General features: G+C 65.7%; 11 protein-coding genes and 3 rRNA genes. 7 read left to right on the plus strand and 7 right to left on the minus strand.

The genetic code is table 11. The features are described 5' to 3' along the window. Nucleotide 1 precedes the first annotated feature (1 nt). Entirely contained in the window at nucleotides 2–691 is a 690-nt protein-coding gene (mtrA, locus tag LRD69_RS11650; RefSeq protein ID WP_205375139.1) for an MtrAB system response regulator MtrA, read from the minus strand. 4 nt (nucleotides 692–695) lie between these two features. Continuing rightward, nucleotides 696–1,838, minus strand: a complete 1,143-nt coding sequence (gene mtnA, locus LRD69_RS11655) for an S-methyl-5-thioribose-1-phosphate isomerase (RefSeq protein WP_277326505.1) — start codon at nucleotides 1,836–1,838, stop codon at nucleotides 696–698. A 140-nt stretch (nucleotides 1,839–1,978) separates the two neighbouring features. Here mtnA and LRD69_RS11660 point away from each other — a divergent pair, with 140 nt between their 5' ends. The 5 genes from LRD69_RS11660 to LRD69_RS11680 are packed head-to-tail and all read left to right on the plus strand — an operon-like array spanning nucleotide 1,979 to nucleotide 7,435. Then, nucleotides 1,979–3,181, plus strand: coding sequence for a glycerophosphoryl diester phosphodiesterase membrane domain-containing protein (locus LRD69_RS11660; protein WP_277326507.1), 1,203 nt, complete (start codon nucleotides 1,979–1,981; stop codon nucleotides 3,179–3,181). Nucleotides 3,182–3,185: 4 nt separating this feature from the next. After that, the gene (locus tag LRD69_RS11665; protein WP_277326508.1) at nucleotides 3,186–3,878 is read left to right on the plus strand and encodes a DUF4129 domain-containing protein; all 693 of its coding nucleotides are present in this window, start codon (nucleotides 3,186–3,188) and stop codon (nucleotides 3,876–3,878) included. Next, the gene (locus LRD69_RS11670) at nucleotides 3,875–5,116 is read left to right on the plus strand and encodes a DUF4350 domain-containing protein (protein ID WP_277326509.1); all 1,242 of its coding nucleotides are present in this window, start codon (nucleotides 3,875–3,877) and stop codon (nucleotides 5,114–5,116) included. The genes LRD69_RS11665 and LRD69_RS11670 overlap by 4 nt, the downstream gene beginning before the upstream one ends. Continuing rightward, nucleotides 5,113–6,114, plus strand: a complete 1,002-nt coding sequence (locus LRD69_RS11675) for a MoxR family ATPase (protein WP_277326510.1) — start codon at nucleotides 5,113–5,115, stop codon at nucleotides 6,112–6,114. Before LRD69_RS11670 ends, LRD69_RS11675 begins: the two co-directional genes overlap by 4 nt. Nucleotides 6,115–6,124: 10 nt before the next feature. Continuing rightward, nucleotides 6,125–7,435: a DUF58 domain-containing protein gene (locus LRD69_RS11680; RefSeq protein ID WP_277326511.1), complete on the plus strand. Its 1,311-nt coding sequence runs from the start codon at nucleotides 6,125–6,127 to the stop codon at nucleotides 7,433–7,435. A 102-nt stretch (nucleotides 7,436–7,537) separates the two neighbouring features. Here the strand turns inward: LRD69_RS11680 and rrf are convergent. From rrf to LRD69_RS11695, 3 genes are all read right to left on the minus strand, one after another. Then, nucleotides 7,538–7,654: ribosomal RNA gene (gene rrf / locus LRD69_RS11685) — 5S ribosomal RNA — on the minus strand. 79 nt (nucleotides 7,655–7,733) lie between these two features. Then, nucleotides 7,734–10,856, minus strand: a 23S ribosomal RNA gene (locus tag LRD69_RS11690). A 301-nt stretch (nucleotides 10,857–11,157) separates the two neighbouring features. Next, nucleotides 11,158–12,683: ribosomal RNA gene (locus LRD69_RS11695) — 16S ribosomal RNA — on the minus strand. The 16S, 23S and 5S rRNA genes sit together here, the layout of an rRNA operon. Before the next feature lie 268 nt (nucleotides 12,684–12,951). Between LRD69_RS11695 and LRD69_RS11700 the strand changes: the two genes are divergently transcribed. Next, nucleotides 12,952–13,230, plus strand: coding sequence for a hypothetical protein (locus tag LRD69_RS11700; protein WP_277326512.1), 279 nt, complete (start codon nucleotides 12,952–12,954; stop codon nucleotides 13,228–13,230). Nucleotides 13,231–13,369: 139 nt separating this feature from the next. On the opposite strand, the gene LRD69_RS11705 is transcribed toward LRD69_RS11700, so the two are convergent. After that, nucleotides 13,370–14,377 carry a stage II sporulation protein M gene (locus tag LRD69_RS11705; RefSeq protein WP_277326513.1) on the minus strand — a complete coding sequence of 336 codons (1,008 nt, stop codon included), beginning with the start codon at nucleotides 14,375–14,377 and terminating at the stop codon, nucleotides 13,370–13,372. 121 nt (nucleotides 14,378–14,498) lie between these two features. Between LRD69_RS11705 and LRD69_RS11710 the strand changes: the two genes are divergently transcribed. Further along, nucleotides 14,499–15,479, plus strand: a complete 981-nt coding sequence (locus LRD69_RS11710; protein WP_277326514.1) for an RDD family protein — start codon at nucleotides 14,499–14,501, stop codon at nucleotides 15,477–15,479. Between the two features lie 159 nt (nucleotides 15,480–15,638). Here LRD69_RS11710 and LRD69_RS11715 read toward each other — a convergent pair whose 3' ends face one another. Continuing rightward, nucleotides 15,639–16,250, minus strand: a complete 612-nt coding sequence (locus LRD69_RS11715) for a hypothetical protein (protein ID WP_277326515.1) — start codon at nucleotides 16,248–16,250, stop codon at nucleotides 15,639–15,641. Nucleotides 16,251–16,415: the final 165 nt, after the last annotated feature.

Here is a 16,415-nt window from a genome sequence, read left to right on the forward strand (position 1 = left end):
GTCAGCTCGGTCCGGCCTTGTAACCGACGCCTCGGACGGTCACCACGATCTCCGGGCGCTCCGGGTCCTTCTCGACCTTGGAACGCAGCCGCTGAACGTGCACATTCACCAGGCGGGTGTCGGCGGCGTGGCGATATCCCCACACCTGCTCGAGCAGCACCTCCCGGGTGAAGACCTGCCACGGCTTGCGGGCGAGCGCAACCAGCAGATCGAACTCCAGCGGGGTCAGGGCGATCGACTGCCCGTCCCGCTTCACCGAGTGACCGGCCACATCGATGACCAGGTCCCCGATGGCCAGCTGCTCCGGCGCCGGCTCCTCGGACCTGCGCAGACGTGCCCTGATCCGGGCAACCAACTCCTTAGGTTTGAACGGCTTGACGATGTAGTCGTCGGCCCCGGATTCCAGGCCCACCACCACATCCACCGTGTCGCTCTTGGCCGTGAGCATGACGATCGGCACACCCGACTCGGCCCTGATCAGCCTGCAGACCTCGATGCCGTCCCGTCCGGGCAGCATGAGATCCAGCAGAACCAGGTCCGGTTTTGCCTCACGAAACGCAGCAAGTGCCTTGTCGCCGTCCGCTACGAACGACGGCTCGAACCCTTCACCACGCAGCACAATCCCGAGCATCTCGGCCAGTGCGGTGTCGTCGTCGACGACAAGGACGCGTCCCTTCATAATCGACATCATCCCATTAGCTAATCGTTATCTGCGATGACCTGGCACACAGCTCTGCCAGTCCGACCCCTGTGACCGGGGAAACTACGCCCTCCTCCGTGACGATCGCCGTGATCAGTTCCGGCGGGGTGATGTCGAATGCGGGGTTGTAGGACTGGGTTCCCGGCGGTGCCACAAGCAGCCGCGCCGTCTCCCCGGCAGACCCGGCCCGCAGAGGTGTGAGCTCTGTCACTTCCCGGCCGGAGCGCTGCTCCACAACGATCGACGCCCCGTCCGCGGTCTCCAGATCCACGGTGGTGGTCGGTGCCACCACAATGAACGGCACATGGTGGTATTTCGCAAGTACTGCCAGCGGATAACTCCCGACCTTGTTCGCCACGGATCCGTCCGCCGCGATGCGATCGGCCCCGATGAGTACCGCGTCGACCTCCCCCGCGGCGAACAGCGAACCCGCGGCGTTGTCCGTGAGCAAGCTGTACGCCATCCCGTTGCGCGCCGCCTCATAAGCGGTCAGCCGGGAACCCTGCAGCAAGGGACGCGTCTCGTCCACCCAGAGCCTTCGCAACCGTCCGGCCCGGTGCGCCCCGAGCGCCACCGCGAACGCCGTACCCTCACCGCCCGAAACGAGCGCCCCCGAGTTGCAGTGCGTCAGGAGCTGGTGTCCACCGCCGGGCAGTAGTTCGTCGAGGAGGGCCAGGCCGTACTGCGCCATACGCCGACTGGCCTCGGCATCCTCCCGGTGCAGCGCCCTGGCCTCCGCCAGCGCCACGGCGGCCGCCTGCTGCGGCTCCGCGCCCTCGTCGAGCGCCGCCCCGTAGACCGCCGCCGCGCGGCGCACCCCGTACCCGAGGTTCACGGCGGTCGGCCGCGCCCCTTCCAGCAGCCCGGCGGCCTCCGCGACGTCGTCGCCACGGACGGCGGCCAGCGCCACCCCGTAGGCCCCGGCGATACCCAGCAACGGCGCTCCGCGCACGGCCAGCGTCCGGATCGCCCGCACCAGCGCGGGCACATCCGTGCACACCAGCCCGACCTCCTCGGCGGGCAGCCGCGTCTGGTCGAGGAGCACCAGCACAGGGCCTTCCGGAGACTCGCCCCAACGGATGGAGGGAGGCGCGGAAGGCTCGGTGCCCACCGGCGATTGCGCGTCCTGATCAGCCATCCGCCCAGTCTGCCCGGTGAGCCGCCCACAAATGAAGGTGCGAAGGAGATGAAGCACCCCGCCCAGATCGGAGCAACGCGTGGCACGATGGCTGCCAACCTGCCGCCCCGATGAGCGGACAGGACCGTGAAGGAGCGAGAATGAACGACACTCCGGGCTGGGCCTCGCCCGGATCTGCCCCCTCCGACGGCCAGGAGGCGGGCGCCCCCCGGCCTTCCGCGCGCATCGACGGCGGCGGCCCCGCCGGGAACTGGTCTCCCACACAGCCGCCCCCAGGGCAGTGGTCCCCACCGAGCACCCCCGGCACCGGCCACGGCGCACCGCCGCCCGCCCCCGGCTGGGGCAGCAGGCCGCAGGGATCCGCCTGGGGTCAGCAGCCGCCCGCGGCCAAGCCCGGTGTCATCCCGCTCCGCCCGCTCGGCGTCGGCGAGATCCTCGACGGTGCGGTGTCCACCATGCGGGCACACTGGCGCACGGTCCTCGGCGTCACGCTCACCGTCTCCGTGATCGCCCAGATCGCGATCATCCTTGTGCAGCGCTACCTGCTGCCGGAGCCCGCGGTGGTCGACCCGAACGCGACCGGCTCCGAGGCGCTCCGCCAGGCCGCCGACTCCATGCGGTCCAGCGTCATCTACACCGCACCCTCGACGCTCATCACCCTGATCGCGACACTCTTCACCACGTCGATGCTCACCGTGGTGATCAGCCGCTCGGTGCTGGGTCGCTCCGTGACGCTCTCCGAAGCATGGGGTGAGGCCCGGCCCCGCCTCCTTCGGCTTCTCGGCCTGACGCTCCTGCTGACCCTGATGGCCGGCGGCATCATGGCGGTGGGTGTACTGCCCGGCGCGCTGATGGGATCCGTCGCAGGCGTCGGCCTGGCCGTCATCGGATTCCTGGCCGCCCTCGTCGTCATCATCTGGCTGCTGGTCCGGTTCTGCCTCGCATCGCCGGCGCTGATGCTCGAGCGTCAGTCGATCACCGTCTCGATGCGCCGTTCGGCAAAGCTGGTCCGGGGCGCCTGGTGGCGGACCTTCGGCATCCTGCTCCTCACCTGGCTGCTGACGCTCATCGTGACCCTGATCATCGCGATCCCGTTCGCGATCATCGCGACGGTCGTGGACGGCCACGCGCTGAGCGCCTTCCTCACCGGTGAATCCGTCGAATTCGGCTGGCCGTTCCTGATCATCTCCGGCATCGGCGACGTCATCGTCTCGGCGATCACCTACCCGCTCTCCGCCGGTGTGATGGCTCTGCTCTACGTCGACCAGCGCATCCGCCGCGAGGCACTCGACCTCGAACTCGCCCGGGCCGCGGGCCTGCCCGGCTACGACGCCGGGAGCTGATGCCGTGTCGGGGGCGGGGGGCACAACAGCAGCAGCACGGCTTCTGATCCACGCGAGCCGCGACGTACCGGTGGACACCCCGCGCGTCCCCGCCCGCGAGGCGGCCGAGCACGAGCTGTCCAAGCCGATGTACCACGAGAACGACCCGAACCTCCTCCAGCGCGGCCTGGACCGCGTCTGGGGGTGGCTCGGCGATCTCTTCGCCACGGCCTCGAACGCAGCGCCGGGTGGACCACTCGGGCTGATCGTCCTCGTAGTGGTGATCGCTGGCCTGGCCGCCGTGCTCTGGTGGCGGCTGGGCACTCCGCAGCGCACCACCCGTCCCCCCGAGGCTCTCTTCGACGACAGCCCATGCAGCGCGGCAGAACACCGGACCGCCGCCGAGGCCCACGCTGTCGCCGAACGCTGGAACGAAGCCGTCCAGGAACGGATGCGCGCCATCGTCCGCTCCCTCGAAGAACGCGCCCTCCTCGACCCCCGCCCCGGACGCACGGCCGACGAGGCCGCCGCCGAAGCAGGCCGCTCGCTGCCCGCGCACGAGATACCGCTCCGCGGCGCCGCCCGCGACTTCGACGACGTCACATACGGCGGCCGGACCGCCGACCGGCACGCGTATCTGGCCATGCAGGCCCTCGACCTCGACATCGAGAACGCCAAACCCCTGCTGACCACCGCGGCCCGGGGAGCAGCCGAATGACCGCCGTCACCGCCGCCCCCGTCTCCGCGTCCCCGACATCGGCCTCCCCCACACCCCGCCAGGTCTGGACCCGCACCCGCGGTCTGCTGTGCGCCGTCCTCCTGCTCGTGGCAGCCGGAATCGTCCTGGCCACCACACGCTCCGGCGACCAGCACGGCCGACTCGACCCCCGCTCCGCCGACCAGCACGGCAGCCGGGCCGTCGCCGAACTCCTCAAGGACCGCGGCGTCTCCGTCCACGTGGTCACCGCGCTCGACGAGGCCATCGCTGCGGTCGGTCCCGACACCACCCTGCTCGTCACCGCCCCCAACCTGCTCACGCCGTACCAACAGAACGAACTCCGCACCGCGACTGCCGCCTCGGCCGGCCGCACCGTGCTCCTCGGAGCAGGCCCCCCGTCCGTGTCCACACTGGCCCCCGGCGTCCGGGCGAACTCCTCCGGCCCGGTAGCCACCCGCGCACCGCGATGCTCCCTGCCCGCCGCCCGCACCGCAGGCAACGCCGATACGGGAGGCTTCCACTACACAGCGGGCAGCCTCGCCACCGGCTGCTACCCCAGCGCCGGTCTCCCCACGCTGCTCCTCGTGCAGGAGAAGGACGCCGGCGACACCGTTCTCCTCGGCTCCGCCGACCTTCTCTACAACAACCGGCTCGACAACCAGGGCAACGCTTCCCTGGCCCTGCAGCTCCTCGGCTCGCGTCCGCATCTGGCCTGGTACCTCCCCTCGCTCGCTGATCCCACCGCGACCCGCAACGGCGACGGCGTCGGCACAGGCGACGGAACCAGTGACGGCACAAACACCGAACGCAGCTTCTTCGACCTGATTCCGCCGGGCTGGCTGTGGGGCACGCTGCAGCTCGCAATCGCCGCCGTGCTCGCCGCCATCTGGCGGGCCCGCCGACTGGGCCCTCTCGTCACCGAGCTGCTGCCCGTTGTCATTCGCGCCTCGGAATCCACCGAGGGCCGCGCCCGCCTCTACCGCAAGGCGAACGCCCGCGACCGGGCCGCCTCCTCACTGCGCTCCGCCACCCGCACTCGTATCGCCCCCCTCATCGGGGTCCCCCCACACGGCGCCCACTCCGCCGCCGTGCTCCTTCCTGCCGTCTCCGCCTGCCTCAGCACGACCGAAGGCGACCTCAGCTCCCTGCTCTTCGGCCCGGCTCCGGCCGATGACGCCGCCCTTGTCCGTCTGGCAGACCAACTCGACAACCTCGAAAGAGAGGTACGCACTTCATGAGCGCCCCGCCCCCAGTGCCCGCCGGGACCACCGAGACCGTCGGAGACGACGACACAGCCCGCGCATCCCTGGAAGCTCTGCGCTCCGAGATCGCCAAGGCCGTGGTCGGCCAGGACCCGGCCGTCACCGGACTTGTCGTCGCGCTGCTCTGCCGAGGCCATGTCCTCCTCGAAGGCGTCCCCGGCGTCGCCAAGACCCTCCTGGTCCGCGCCCTCGCCGCGTCACTCGAACTCGACACCAAACGTGTCCAGTTCACCCCCGACCTGATGCCGAGTGACGTCACCGGATCCCTCGTCTACGACGCCCGCACCGCCGAGTTCTCCTTCCAGCCCGGCCCGGTCTTCACCAATCTCCTCCTCGCCGACGAGATCAACCGCACCCCTCCGAAAACGCAGTCCTCTCTCCTGGAAGCAATGGAGGAGCGTCAGGTCACCGTCGACGGAACCCCTCGCCTCCTGCCGGACCCCTTCCTGGTCGCCGCCACCCAGAATCCCGTCGAGTACGAGGGCACCTACCCGCTCCCCGAGGCCCAACTGGACCGCTTCCTCCTCAAACTGACGGTGCCACTGCCGTCTCGCGACGAGGAGATCAACGTCCTCACCCGTCACGCCGACGGCTTCAACCCCCGTGACCTGGCGTCAGCAGGCGTACGCCCTGTCGCAGGCCCCGCCGACCTGGAGGCCGCCCGCGCCGCGGTCGCCAAAACCACGGTCTCCCCCGAGATCGCCGGCTATGTCGTCGATATCTGTCGTGCCACGCGCGAATCCCCCTCGCTCTCCCTCGGCGTCTCCCCCCGAGGCGCAACCGCGCTGCTCACCACGGCACGCGCATGGGCCTGGCTCACCGGCCGCGACTACGTCATTCCGGATGACGTGAAAGCCCTGGCACTCCCCACGCTTCGCCACCGCATCCAACTGAGGCCCGAAGCGGAGATGGAAGGAGTCACCCCCGACTCCGTCATCACCGCTGTCCTCGCACACGTCCCCGTACCCCGATGAGGCGGTGACCGTGGCTCTCACCGGACGAACCGCGCTGCTCGCCGCCCTGGGGTCACTCCCCGTAGGCATCCTGGCCCCGAGTTGGACAGGCATGCTCGCGGTCAATGCCCCGCTCTCTCTGGCAATTCTGTGCGACTACGCCCTGGCAGCGCCAGTGCGAACGCTCCAGTTCACCCGATCCGGTGACACAACCGTTCGACTCGGCGACGGTGCTGCAGTGCAACTGACTGTAACCAATCCGTCGCGTCGTCGCTTGCGCGCACACCTCCGCGATGCCTGGCCCCCCAGCAGCTGGCTTGCCGGTACGGAGCAGGCCGCGTCACGTCACACCCTGGATGTCCCGGCCGGCGAACGCCGCCGCATCACCACATTCCTGCGCCCCACGCGCCGCGGCGACCGCCGTGCCGAACGCGTCACCGTCCGCTCGTACGGACCGCTGGGGCTGGCTGCTCGACAAGGGAATCACCACGTCCCGTGGACGGTACGCGTGCTGCCGCCGTTCACCAGCCGCAAACATCTGCCATCCCGTCTCGCCAGACTCCGCGAACTCGACGGCCGGACCAGCGTCCTCACCCGCGGCGAAGGTACGGAATTCGACAGTCTGCGCGCCTACGTCCCCGGTGACGACACCCGCTCCATCGACTGGCGGGCAACAGCACGGCACTCGGCTGTCGCAGTCCGTACATGGCGCCCTGAGCGGGACCGTCATATCCTCATCGTCCTCGACACGGGCCGTACATCGGCAGGCCGAGTCGGTGATGTTCCCCGTCTCGATGCGGCTATGGACGCGGCCCTGCTCCTCACCGCTCTCGCGACACGCGCCGGCGACCGGGTGGACCTGCTGGCCCACGATCGCCGCACCCGTGCCCGGGTCCACGGACGCTCCGCAGCTGAAGTCCTGTCGGTCATGGTCACGGCACTGGCTCCGCTCGAACCGGAGCTCGTGGAAACGGACGCCCGGAGCCTCAGCGCCACTGCCCTGGCAAGCGCCCCGCGTCGCTCTCTGATCGTGCTCCTCACCGGCCTGGACGCAGCCCCCGTCGAAGAGGGCCTGCTCCCCGTCCTCCCTCAGCTGACCCAGCGCCACACGGTGCTGGTCGCTGCGGTGGCCGACCCGCATGTGGAGGAGATGGCCGGTGCCCGAGGCACAGTGGACGCGGTCTACGAAGCAGCAGCGGCGACTCAGGCCCAAGCCCAACGACGCCGCACCGCAGCACAGCTCCAGCGCCGTGGCGTGGTGGTCGTCGATGCCACCCCGGACAATCTCGCCCCAGCTCTCGCTGATGCCTATCTCGCCCTGAAAGCAGCAGGCCGGCTCTGATCCACCCCGGCAAGCGGGTCCGCACAGCCAGGAGCCGCATCTGCCGGGTCGTGAACGCAGAAAAGCCCCGCACCAGAGGTGCGGGGCTTTCCCGGAATAATTGTTCGGCGGCGTCCTACTCTCCCACAGGGTCCCCCCTGCAGTACCATCGGCGCTGAAAGGCTTAGCTTCCGGGTTCGGAATGTAACCGGGCGTTTCCCTAACGCAATGACCACCGAAACACTATGAAATTAACCAACACCGGACAACAACACGGCCGTTCGTTATTTCAGAACTAACACAGTGGACGCGAGCAACTGAGGACAAGCCCTCGGCCTATTAGTACCAGTCAGCTCCACCCGTTACCGGGCTTCCACATCTGGCCTATCAACCCAGTCGTCTACTGGGAGCCTTAACCCCTCAAGGGGGTGGGAATACTCATCTCGAAGCAGGCTTCCCGCTTAGATGCTTTCAGCGGTTATCCTTTCCGAACGTAGCCAACCAGCCATGCCCTTGGCAGAACAACTGGCACACCAGAGGTTCGTCCGTCCCGGTCCTCTCGTACTAGGGACAGCCCTTCTCAATATTCCTACGCGCGCAGCGGATAGGGACCGAACTGTCTCACGACGTTCTAAACCCAGCTCGCGTACCGCTTTAATGGGCGAACAGCCCAACCCTTGGGACCGACTCCAGCCCCAGGATGCGACGAGCCGACATCGAGGTGCCAAACCATCCCGTCGATATGGACTCTTGGGGAAGATCAGCCTGTTATCCCCGGGGTACCTTTTATCCGTTGAGCGACAGCGCTTCCACAAGCCACTGCCGGATCACTAGTCCCGACTTTCGTCCCTGCTCGACCCGTCGGTCTCACAGTCAAGCTCCCTTGTGCACTTACACTCAACACCTGATTGCCAACCAGGCTGAGGGAACCTTTGGGCGCCTCCGTTACTCTTTAGGAGGCAACCGCCCCAGTTAAACTACCCATCAGACACTGTCCCTGATCCGGATCACGGACCCAGGTTAGACATCCAGCACGACCAGAGTGGTATTTCAACGGCGACTCCACAACCACTGGCGTGGCTGCTTCAAAGTCTCCCACCTATCCTACACAAGCCGAACCGAACACCAATATCAAACTGTAGTAAAGGTCCCGGGGTCTTTCCGTCCTGCTGCGCGAAACGAGCATCTTTACTCGTAGTGCAATTTCACCGGGCCTATGGTTGAGACAGTCGAGAAGTCGTTACGCCATTCGTGCAGGTCGGAACTTACCCGACAAGGAATTTCGCTACCTTAGGATGGTTATAGTTACCACCGCCGTTTACTGGCGCTTAAGTTCTCAGCTTCGCCGACCCGAAAGTCAGCTAACCGGTCCCCTTAACGTTCCAGCACCGGGCAGGCGTCAGTCCGTATACATCGCCTTACGGCTTCGCACGGACCTGTGTTTTTAGTAAACAGTCGCTTCTCGCTGGTCTCTGCGGCCACCCCCAGCTCATGGAGTAAATCCAATCACCAGTGATGGCCCCCCTTCTCCCGAAGTTACGGGGGCATTTTGCCGAGTTCCTTAACCATAGTTCACCCGAACGCCTCGGTATTCTCTACCTGACCACCTGAGTCGGTTTAGGGTACGGGCCGCCATGAAACTCGCTAGAGGCTTTTCTCGACAGCATAGGATCATCCACTTCGCCACAATCGGCTCGGCATCAGGTCTCAGACTTAATGTGTGACGGATTTGCCTATCACACGCCCTACACCCTTACCCCGGGACAACCACCGCCCGGGCTGGACTACCTTCCTGCGTCACCCCATCGCTTACCTAGTACAAGTCTGGTTCGTCGGCTCCACCACTACCCTCAACTCCGAAGAGATCGGGCCGGCTTCACGGACTTAGCATCGCCTGATTCAGTATTGGGCGTTTCAAAGCGGGTACCGGAATATCAACCGGTTGTCCATCGACTACGCCTGTCGGCCTCGCCTTAGGTCCCGACTTACCCTGGGCAGATCAGCTTGACCCAGGAACCCTTAGTCAATCGGCGCACACGTTTCTCACGTGTGTATCGCTACTCATGCCTGCATTCTCACTCGTGAACCGTCCACAACTCGCTTCCGCGGCTGCTTCACCCGGCACACGACGCTCCCCTACCCATCCCAGCAGGCGTTGGCCCTCAATGCTGGAATGACACGACTTCGGCGGTACGCTTGAGCCCCGCTACATTGTCGGCGCGGAATCACTTGACCAGTGAGCTATTACGCACTCTTTCAAGGGTGGCTGCTTCTAAGCCAACCTCCTGGTTGTCTCTGCGACTCCACATCCTTTCCCACTTAGCGTACGCTTAGGGGCCTTAGTCGATGCTCTGGGCTGTTTCCCTCTCGACCATGGAGCTTATCCCCCACAGTCTCACTGCCGTGCTCTCACTTACCGGCATTCGGAGTTTGGCTAAGGTCAGTAACCCGGTAGGGCCCATCGCCTATCCAGTGCTCTACCTCCGGCAAGAAACACACGACGCTGCACCTAAATGCATTTCGGGGAGAACCAGCTATCACGGAGTTTGATTGGCCTTTCACCCCTAACCACAGGTCATCCCCCAGGTTTTCAACCCTGGTGGGTTCGGTCCTCCACGAAGTCTTACCTCCGCTTCAACCTGCCCATGGCTAGATCACTCCGCTTCGGGTCTTGAGCGTGCTACTAAAACGCCCTATTCGGACTCGCTTTCGCTACGGCTTCCCCACACGGGTTAACCTCGCAACACACCGCAAACTCGCAGGCTCATTCTTCAAAAGGCACGCAGTCACGACCCACATCCGAAGATGTGAGCGACGCTCCCACGGCTTGTAGGCACACGGTTTCAGGTACTATTTCACTCCGCTCCCGCGGTACTTTTCACCATTCCCTCACGGTACTATCCGCTATCGGTCACCAGGGAATATTTAGGCTTAGCGGGTGGTCCCGCCAGATTCACACGGGATTTCTCGGGCCCCGTGCTACTTGGGTGTCTCTCAAACGAGCCGTCAATGTTTCAGCTACGGGGGTCTTACCCTCTACGCCGGACCTTTCGCATGTCCTTCGCCTACATCAACGGTTTCTGACTCGTCTCACGGCCGGCAGACCGCAAAAGAGAGATCCCACAACCCCGCATGCGCAACCCCTGCCGGGTATCACACGCATACGGTTTGGCCTCATCCGGTTTCGCTCGCCACTACTCCCGGAATCACGGTTGTTTTCTCTTCCTGAGGGTACTGAGATGTTTCACTTCCCCTCGTTCCCTCCACACTGCCTATGTGTTCAGCAGCGGGTGACAGCCCATGACGACTGCCGGGTTTCCCCATTCGGACACCCCCGGATCAAAGCTCGGTTGACAGCTCCCCGGGGCCTATCGTGGCCTCCCACGTCCTTCATCGGTTCCTGGTGCCAAGGCATCCACCGTGCGCCCTTAAAAACTTGGCCACAGATGCTCGCGTCCACTGTGCAGTTCTCAAACAACGACCAGCCACCCATCACCCCACCCATAAGGGCGAGTTCACTGGGGCCGGCAACCGAAGGACAGACTCAAACGAGCCCGTACCCTCAGATACCCAACAACGTGCCCGACACGACCGACCATTCTCCACGTTCCACGCCGAAGCAGTACTGGTGAACAACAACCTGTCGTGCCGAATAGTCAACGTTCCACCCATGAGCTAACCACCGTCGAACATTTGCCGACGTAGTGGCTCTGGATTCCTTGCGGAATCTAGATGCTCCTTAGAAAGGAGGTGATCCAGCCGCACCTTCCGGTACGGCTACCTTGTTACGACTTCGTCCCAATCGCCAGTCCCACCTTCGACAGCTCCCTCCCACAAGGGGTTGGGCCACCGGCTTCGGGTGTTACCGACTTTCGTGACGTGACGGGCGGTGTGTACAAGGCCCGGGAACGTATTCACCGCAGCAATGCTGATCTGCGATTACTAGCAACTCCGACTTCATGGGGTCGAGTTGCAGACCCCAATCCGAACTGAGACCGGCTTTTTGAGATTCGCTCCGCCTCGCGGCATCGCAGCTCATTGTACCGGCCATTGTAGCACGTGTGCAGCCCAAGACATAAGGGGCATGATGACTTGACGTCGTCCCCACCTTCCTCCGAGTTGACCCCGGCAGTCTCCTGTGAGTCCCCATCACCCCGAAGGGCATGCTGGCAACACAGAACAAGGGTTGCGCTCGTTGCGGGACTTAACCCAACATCTCACGACACGAGCTGACGACAGCCATGCACCACCTGTATACCGACCACAAGGGGGGCACCATCTCTGATGCTTTCCGGTATATGTCAAGCCTTGGTAAGGTTCTTCGCGTTGCGTCGAATTAAGCCACATGCTCCGCTGCTTGTGCGGGCCCCCGTCAATTCCTTTGAGTTTTAGCCTTGCGGCCGTACTCCCCAGGCGGGGAACTTAATGCGTTAGCTGCGGCACCGACGACGTGGAATGTCGCCAACACCTAGTTCCCAACGTTTACGGCGTGGACTACCAGGGTATCTAATCCTGTTCGCTCCCCACGCTTTCGCTCCTCAGCGTCAGTAATGGCCCAGAGATCCGCCTTCGCCACCGGTGTTCCTCCTGATATCTGCGCATTTCACCGCTACACCAGGAATTCCGATCTCCCCTACCACACTCTAGCCTGCCCGTATCGACTGCAGACCCGGGGTTAAGCCCCGGGCTTTCACAACCGACGCAACAAGCCGCCTACGAGCTCTTTACGCCCAATAATTCCGGACAACGCTTGCGCCCTACGTATTACCGCGGCTGCTGGCACGTAGTTAGCCGGCGCTTCTTCTGCAGGTACCGTCACTCTCGCTTCTTCCCTGCTGAAAGAGGTTTACAACCCGAAGGCCGTCATCCCTCACGCGGCGTCGCTGCATCAGGCTTTCGCCCATTGTGCAATATTCCCCACTGCTGCCTCCCGTAGGAGTCTGGGCCGTGTCTCAGTCCCAGTGTGGCCGGTCGCCCTCTCAGGCCGGCTACCCGTCGTCGCCTTGGTAGGCCATCACCCCACCAACAAGCTGATAGGCCGCGGGCTCATCCTTCACCGCCGGAGCTTTCAACCCCGTCCCATGCGGGACAGAGTGTTATCCGGTATTAGACCCCGTTTCCAGGGCTTGTCCCAGAGTGAAGGGCAGATTGCCCACGTGTTACTCACCCGTTCGCCACTAATCCACCCCGAAGGGCTTCATCGTTCGACTTGCATGTGTTAAGCACGCCGCCAGCGTTCGTCCTGAGCCAGGATCAAACTCTCCGTGAATGTTTTCCCGTAATCGGGACGACACACACGAGAGCGGAACAACCGGTCGGAATAGGACCGGTCGTCCACAGCGTCCTCGCTGTGTAAAATTGCCCACCGGAACCACAGGGCCCGGCAGGACTTTCAAAGGAACCACCAACCTGCCGAAACAGGCCGGGGTATCAACATATCTGGCGTTGACTTTTGGCACGCTGTTGAGTTCTCAAGGAACGGACGCTTCCTTCGTACTCACCCTCGCGGGCTTTCCTCCGGGCTTTTCCCTTCGGTCTTGCGTTTCCGACTCTATCAGACTCTTTCGTGTCCGATTCCCGGTCGAAGCGGGTTCCGCTTTCCAGGTTCCCGCTTTCGCGTTTCCCTTTCCGGCGCTTCCAACGTTACCAGACTCTTTTTCGCTGCCGTTTCCGGTTCGAATTTGATTCCGGCGGCCTTTGGAGTGGCCTTGCCTTTCGGCGGATTCGACATTATCAGAAGCATTTCGGCCGAGCTAATCGGCTTCATCGTCCAGATAAGGGAATCGACGGCTCTTCAGGAATTCAATTTCCAGTGAGAGCGAGATAGATGCTAATCGCCGAGTCCCAACTTGTCCAGTCCGACTCAACCGTTTGAATCTACCTCCACCCGTCCGCCATGTCAACAGCGTTTCGGGGCGAGGAGCAGACTAGCAGGTCAGCGGGGTCGTACGCACATCAGGCTGCAGCGGGGAGCTCGGCGCTTCGCTCGGTGGCGTCCAGATCTCCCGTGTCGCCGGCTCGGGCCGCTCGGCCGCCCAGGACGTAGACGTACGTGAGGAAGGCCAGCTCGGCCGCGATGCCGATGGCTATACGGGTCCAGGTCGGCAGGCCCGATGGGGTGACGAAGCCTTCGATGACGCCCGAGACGAACAGGACCAGGGCCAGGCCTATCGCCATGCCGATCGCGGCCCGGCCCTGCTGGGCGAGGGCCGATCGGCGGGTCTGTGGTCCGGGGTCGATGACCGTCCAGCCGAGGCGGAGACCAGCACCGGCTGCGACGAATACCGCGGTGAGCTCGAGCAGGCCGTGCGGGAGAACGAGGCCGAGGAAGGTGTCGAGACGGCCGGCCGACGACATCAGGCCGATGCCGACCGCGAGGTTGAGCACGTTGACGAACAAGATCCAGATCACCGGGAGGCAGAGAAACGCCCCCAGGACCAGGCACATCGCGGCGGCCTGGGCGTTGTTCGTCCAGACCTGGGCCGCGAACGAGGCTGCCGGATGGCTGGAGTAATACGTCTCGTACTCCCCGCCGGGGCTGGTCAGGCGACGGAGGTCGTCCGGGGCGGCGATGGCCGACTGGACTTCCGGGTGCGTGCCGATCCACCAGCCCATGAGTGCGGCCAGCAACGTCGAGAGCACGGCCGTGGGTAGCCACCAGTGCCGGGAGCGGTAGACGGCGGCGGGGAAACCCGCTGTCAGAAAGCGGGTGGCGTCGCGCCATGAGGACCGGCGGGTCCCCGTCACGGTGGACCGGGCACGGGCCACCAGTTGAGTGAGGCGCGCGGTGAGCAGCGGGTCCGGGGCACTGGACTGGATCAGCGAGAGGTGCGTGGCCGTGCGCTGGTACAGGGCGACGAGCTCGTCGGCTTCCGTGCCCGTGAGCCGGCGCCCGCGGTGCAGAAGGTGGTCCAGGCGGTCCCACTCGGTGCGGTGGGCGTTCACGAAGACGTCGAGGTCCATGGTCGGCTGCTGCTCCAGGCATGGGTGCGTACGGGTCCGTACAACTGCGGCGCGCTGCGGGTCAGCTTGGCAGACTGGGCGCCCGAGGGGCAGGGAAGGTCGGCGAAGGGTGGGCGGGGCGATGAGTGAGCTGGTGACCGGGGACGCGGTCGTACTGGGGCTGCGGCCCGCGAAACTGCCGAGCCGGGCATTGGCTCTGGCGATCGATCTGGTCGTGGTGTGGATCGCGTTCATCCTGGTGTCGATCGGGCTGGCCATTGCGACGGCGGCACTGGACGAGGCGGCGAGTGCCGCCATCGCCGTCGCGACCTTTCTGCTGGTTCTCGTGGGCGCGCCGATCGCGGTCGAGACACTCAGCCACGGGCGTTCACTGGGGAAGATCGCGTGCGGGCTGCGGGTGGTGCGGGACGACGGCGGGCCGATCCGGTTCCGGCACGCGCTGGTGCGCGGGGCGATGGGGGTCGTCGAGATTCTGATGACGCTCGGCGTGGTCGCGTGTACCGCGTCGCTGGTGTCGGCCCGGGGGCGGCGGCTCGGGGATGTCTTCGCAGGGACGCTCGTCGTGCGGGAGCGGGTGCCCGCGGGGCGAGGGGTTGCCGTGCCCCCTCCGCCGCCGTGGCTGGTGGGGCGGTTCGCCGGGCTGGACCTGTCGGCGGTGCCGGACGAGCTGTGGCTGGCGATACGGCAGTACCTGACGCGGATGCACCAGCTCGATGCGGAGGTGGGGCGGTCGATGGCCGAGCGGCTGGCCGGTGAGCTGGTGGCGCGTACGGGGGTTCCTGCGCCGCCGGGGGTGCCGGCCGCGGCGTACCTGGCCGGGGTGGTGAACGAACGGCAGGCACGGGATGCGCGACGGGTGTTCGCCACTGCTCAGGGCGCTGCCACGGGGCACGGGCCCGTGGGCGCCGGTTCGGGGCCGGCAACGGCGATCGGAGCCGTGGCATCTGCGGCGGCGGCCGGTTCGGCCGCCCCGGCGGTCAGTGTTGTGGGCGATGCGCCCGCGACCCGTGTGGAATCTGCCGGCTCCAGGAGTCCCGGGGATTTTGGGGTGGAGGAGTCGGGGGGCAGCCGGCCCGGCACCGGATTCGCGCCGCCTGCCTGAGAGCTGTGCCGCCGTCCCTGACGGATCAGCGCGCGGCGTCGGATGCGGTGCATCACCAGACGCAGGGACGTCCTCAGCCTGGGCGCATTCGGGCGTTCGGCGACGCGGCGAGGTGCCTCGGCTGTCATCGTGCGCCCGCCGGGGACTACGGGGCGGCCCTCAGCGCGGCGAGGGCGGGGTTTCCAGGTCCTCGAGCTCGATGCCGGGGGCCGAGAGGACTACGTCGCCGGCGATGTGGATGGTGTGCTGTTCACCAGTGTCCAGGGCGTTGACCTGGTATTCGTCCACGGTCAGGGGGCCGTTGTCAGTGGCGTGCGTTTCACTGTTCACCAGGGCCCAGGACTGGTCGACGGTACGGGGGGCGAGGACCGGGTCCGTGAAAGCGACGAGGCGGACGCGGGTCGCGGGGGGACCGGGGGTGAGGCGCAGCAGGCGTGAGGTCGCGATGAGGAACGCGGGGGATGTGCCGGTGAAGCCGTGGGCGCGAACGTTGCCTTCGGTGGCGTGAGTGCCGGTCGGGTCGGTGCGGACCCAGGTGACGCCTTCGAGGGCGGCGCCGCGGATCTGCCAGCTCGCGGCGTGGAGTTCGAGGCGGATGGGGCGGCCGAGTTCGTCGAGGGCCAGGTCAACGGAGCCGAGGTGGTCGCCGGAGGGGGCGATGGTCTGGGAGACGTAACGCCAGCCGGAGGGGCCGGGGGCGCAGTGGAAGTGTTCTTCGCCGAGGGGGGTGTGGTCGTGGGGATCGTGGAGCGAATAACGGCCGCGTGGCATGGGGTCCTTCGGGTTCCTCGGGCTGTGCGGGTGCAGTACGGCGCAGGCCCCCGACACGGGGGTGCGGGGGCCTGCGCGCGTATCTGCTGCTGAGACTGCGGCTGTTCCGTCCGTCAGTGGCTGCTCACCGGCCGGGGGTGGGCCGTGTGGTCACCGACGGGCGGG

The sequence above is a fragment of the Streptomyces sp. JH14 genome (assembly GCF_029428675.1).
Taxonomy (GTDB): Bacteria; Actinomycetota; Actinomycetes; order Streptomycetales; family Streptomycetaceae; genus Streptomyces.

Bases quoted from the DNA above. Each gene is read 5' to 3' on its own strand.
- mtrA (WP_205375139.1), bottom strand. From the start codon at position 691: ATGATGTCGATTATGAAGGGACGCGTCCTTGTCGTCGACGACGACACC.
- mtnA (WP_277326505.1), bottom strand. From the start codon at position 1,838: ATGGCTGATCAGGACGCGCAATCGCCGGTGGGCACCGAGCCTTCCGCG.
- LRD69_RS11660 (WP_277326507.1), top strand. From the start codon at position 1,979: ATGAACGACACTCCGGGCTGGGCCTCGCCCGGATCTGCCCCCTCCGAC.
- LRD69_RS11670 (WP_277326509.1), top strand. From the start codon at position 3,875: ATGACCGCCGTCACCGCCGCCCCCGTCTCCGCGTCCCCGACATCGGCC.
- LRD69_RS11675 (WP_277326510.1), top strand. From the start codon at position 5,113: ATGAGCGCCCCGCCCCCAGTGCCCGCCGGGACCACCGAGACCGTCGGA.
- LRD69_RS11705 (WP_277326513.1), bottom strand. From the start codon at position 14,377: ATGGACCTCGACGTCTTCGTGAACGCCCACCGCACCGAGTGGGACCGC.
- LRD69_RS11710 (WP_277326514.1), top strand. From the start codon at position 14,499: ATGAGTGAGCTGGTGACCGGGGACGCGGTCGTACTGGGGCTGCGGCCC.
- LRD69_RS11715 (WP_277326515.1), bottom strand. From the start codon at position 16,250: ATGCCACGCGGCCGTTATTCGCTCCACGATCCCCACGACCACACCCCC.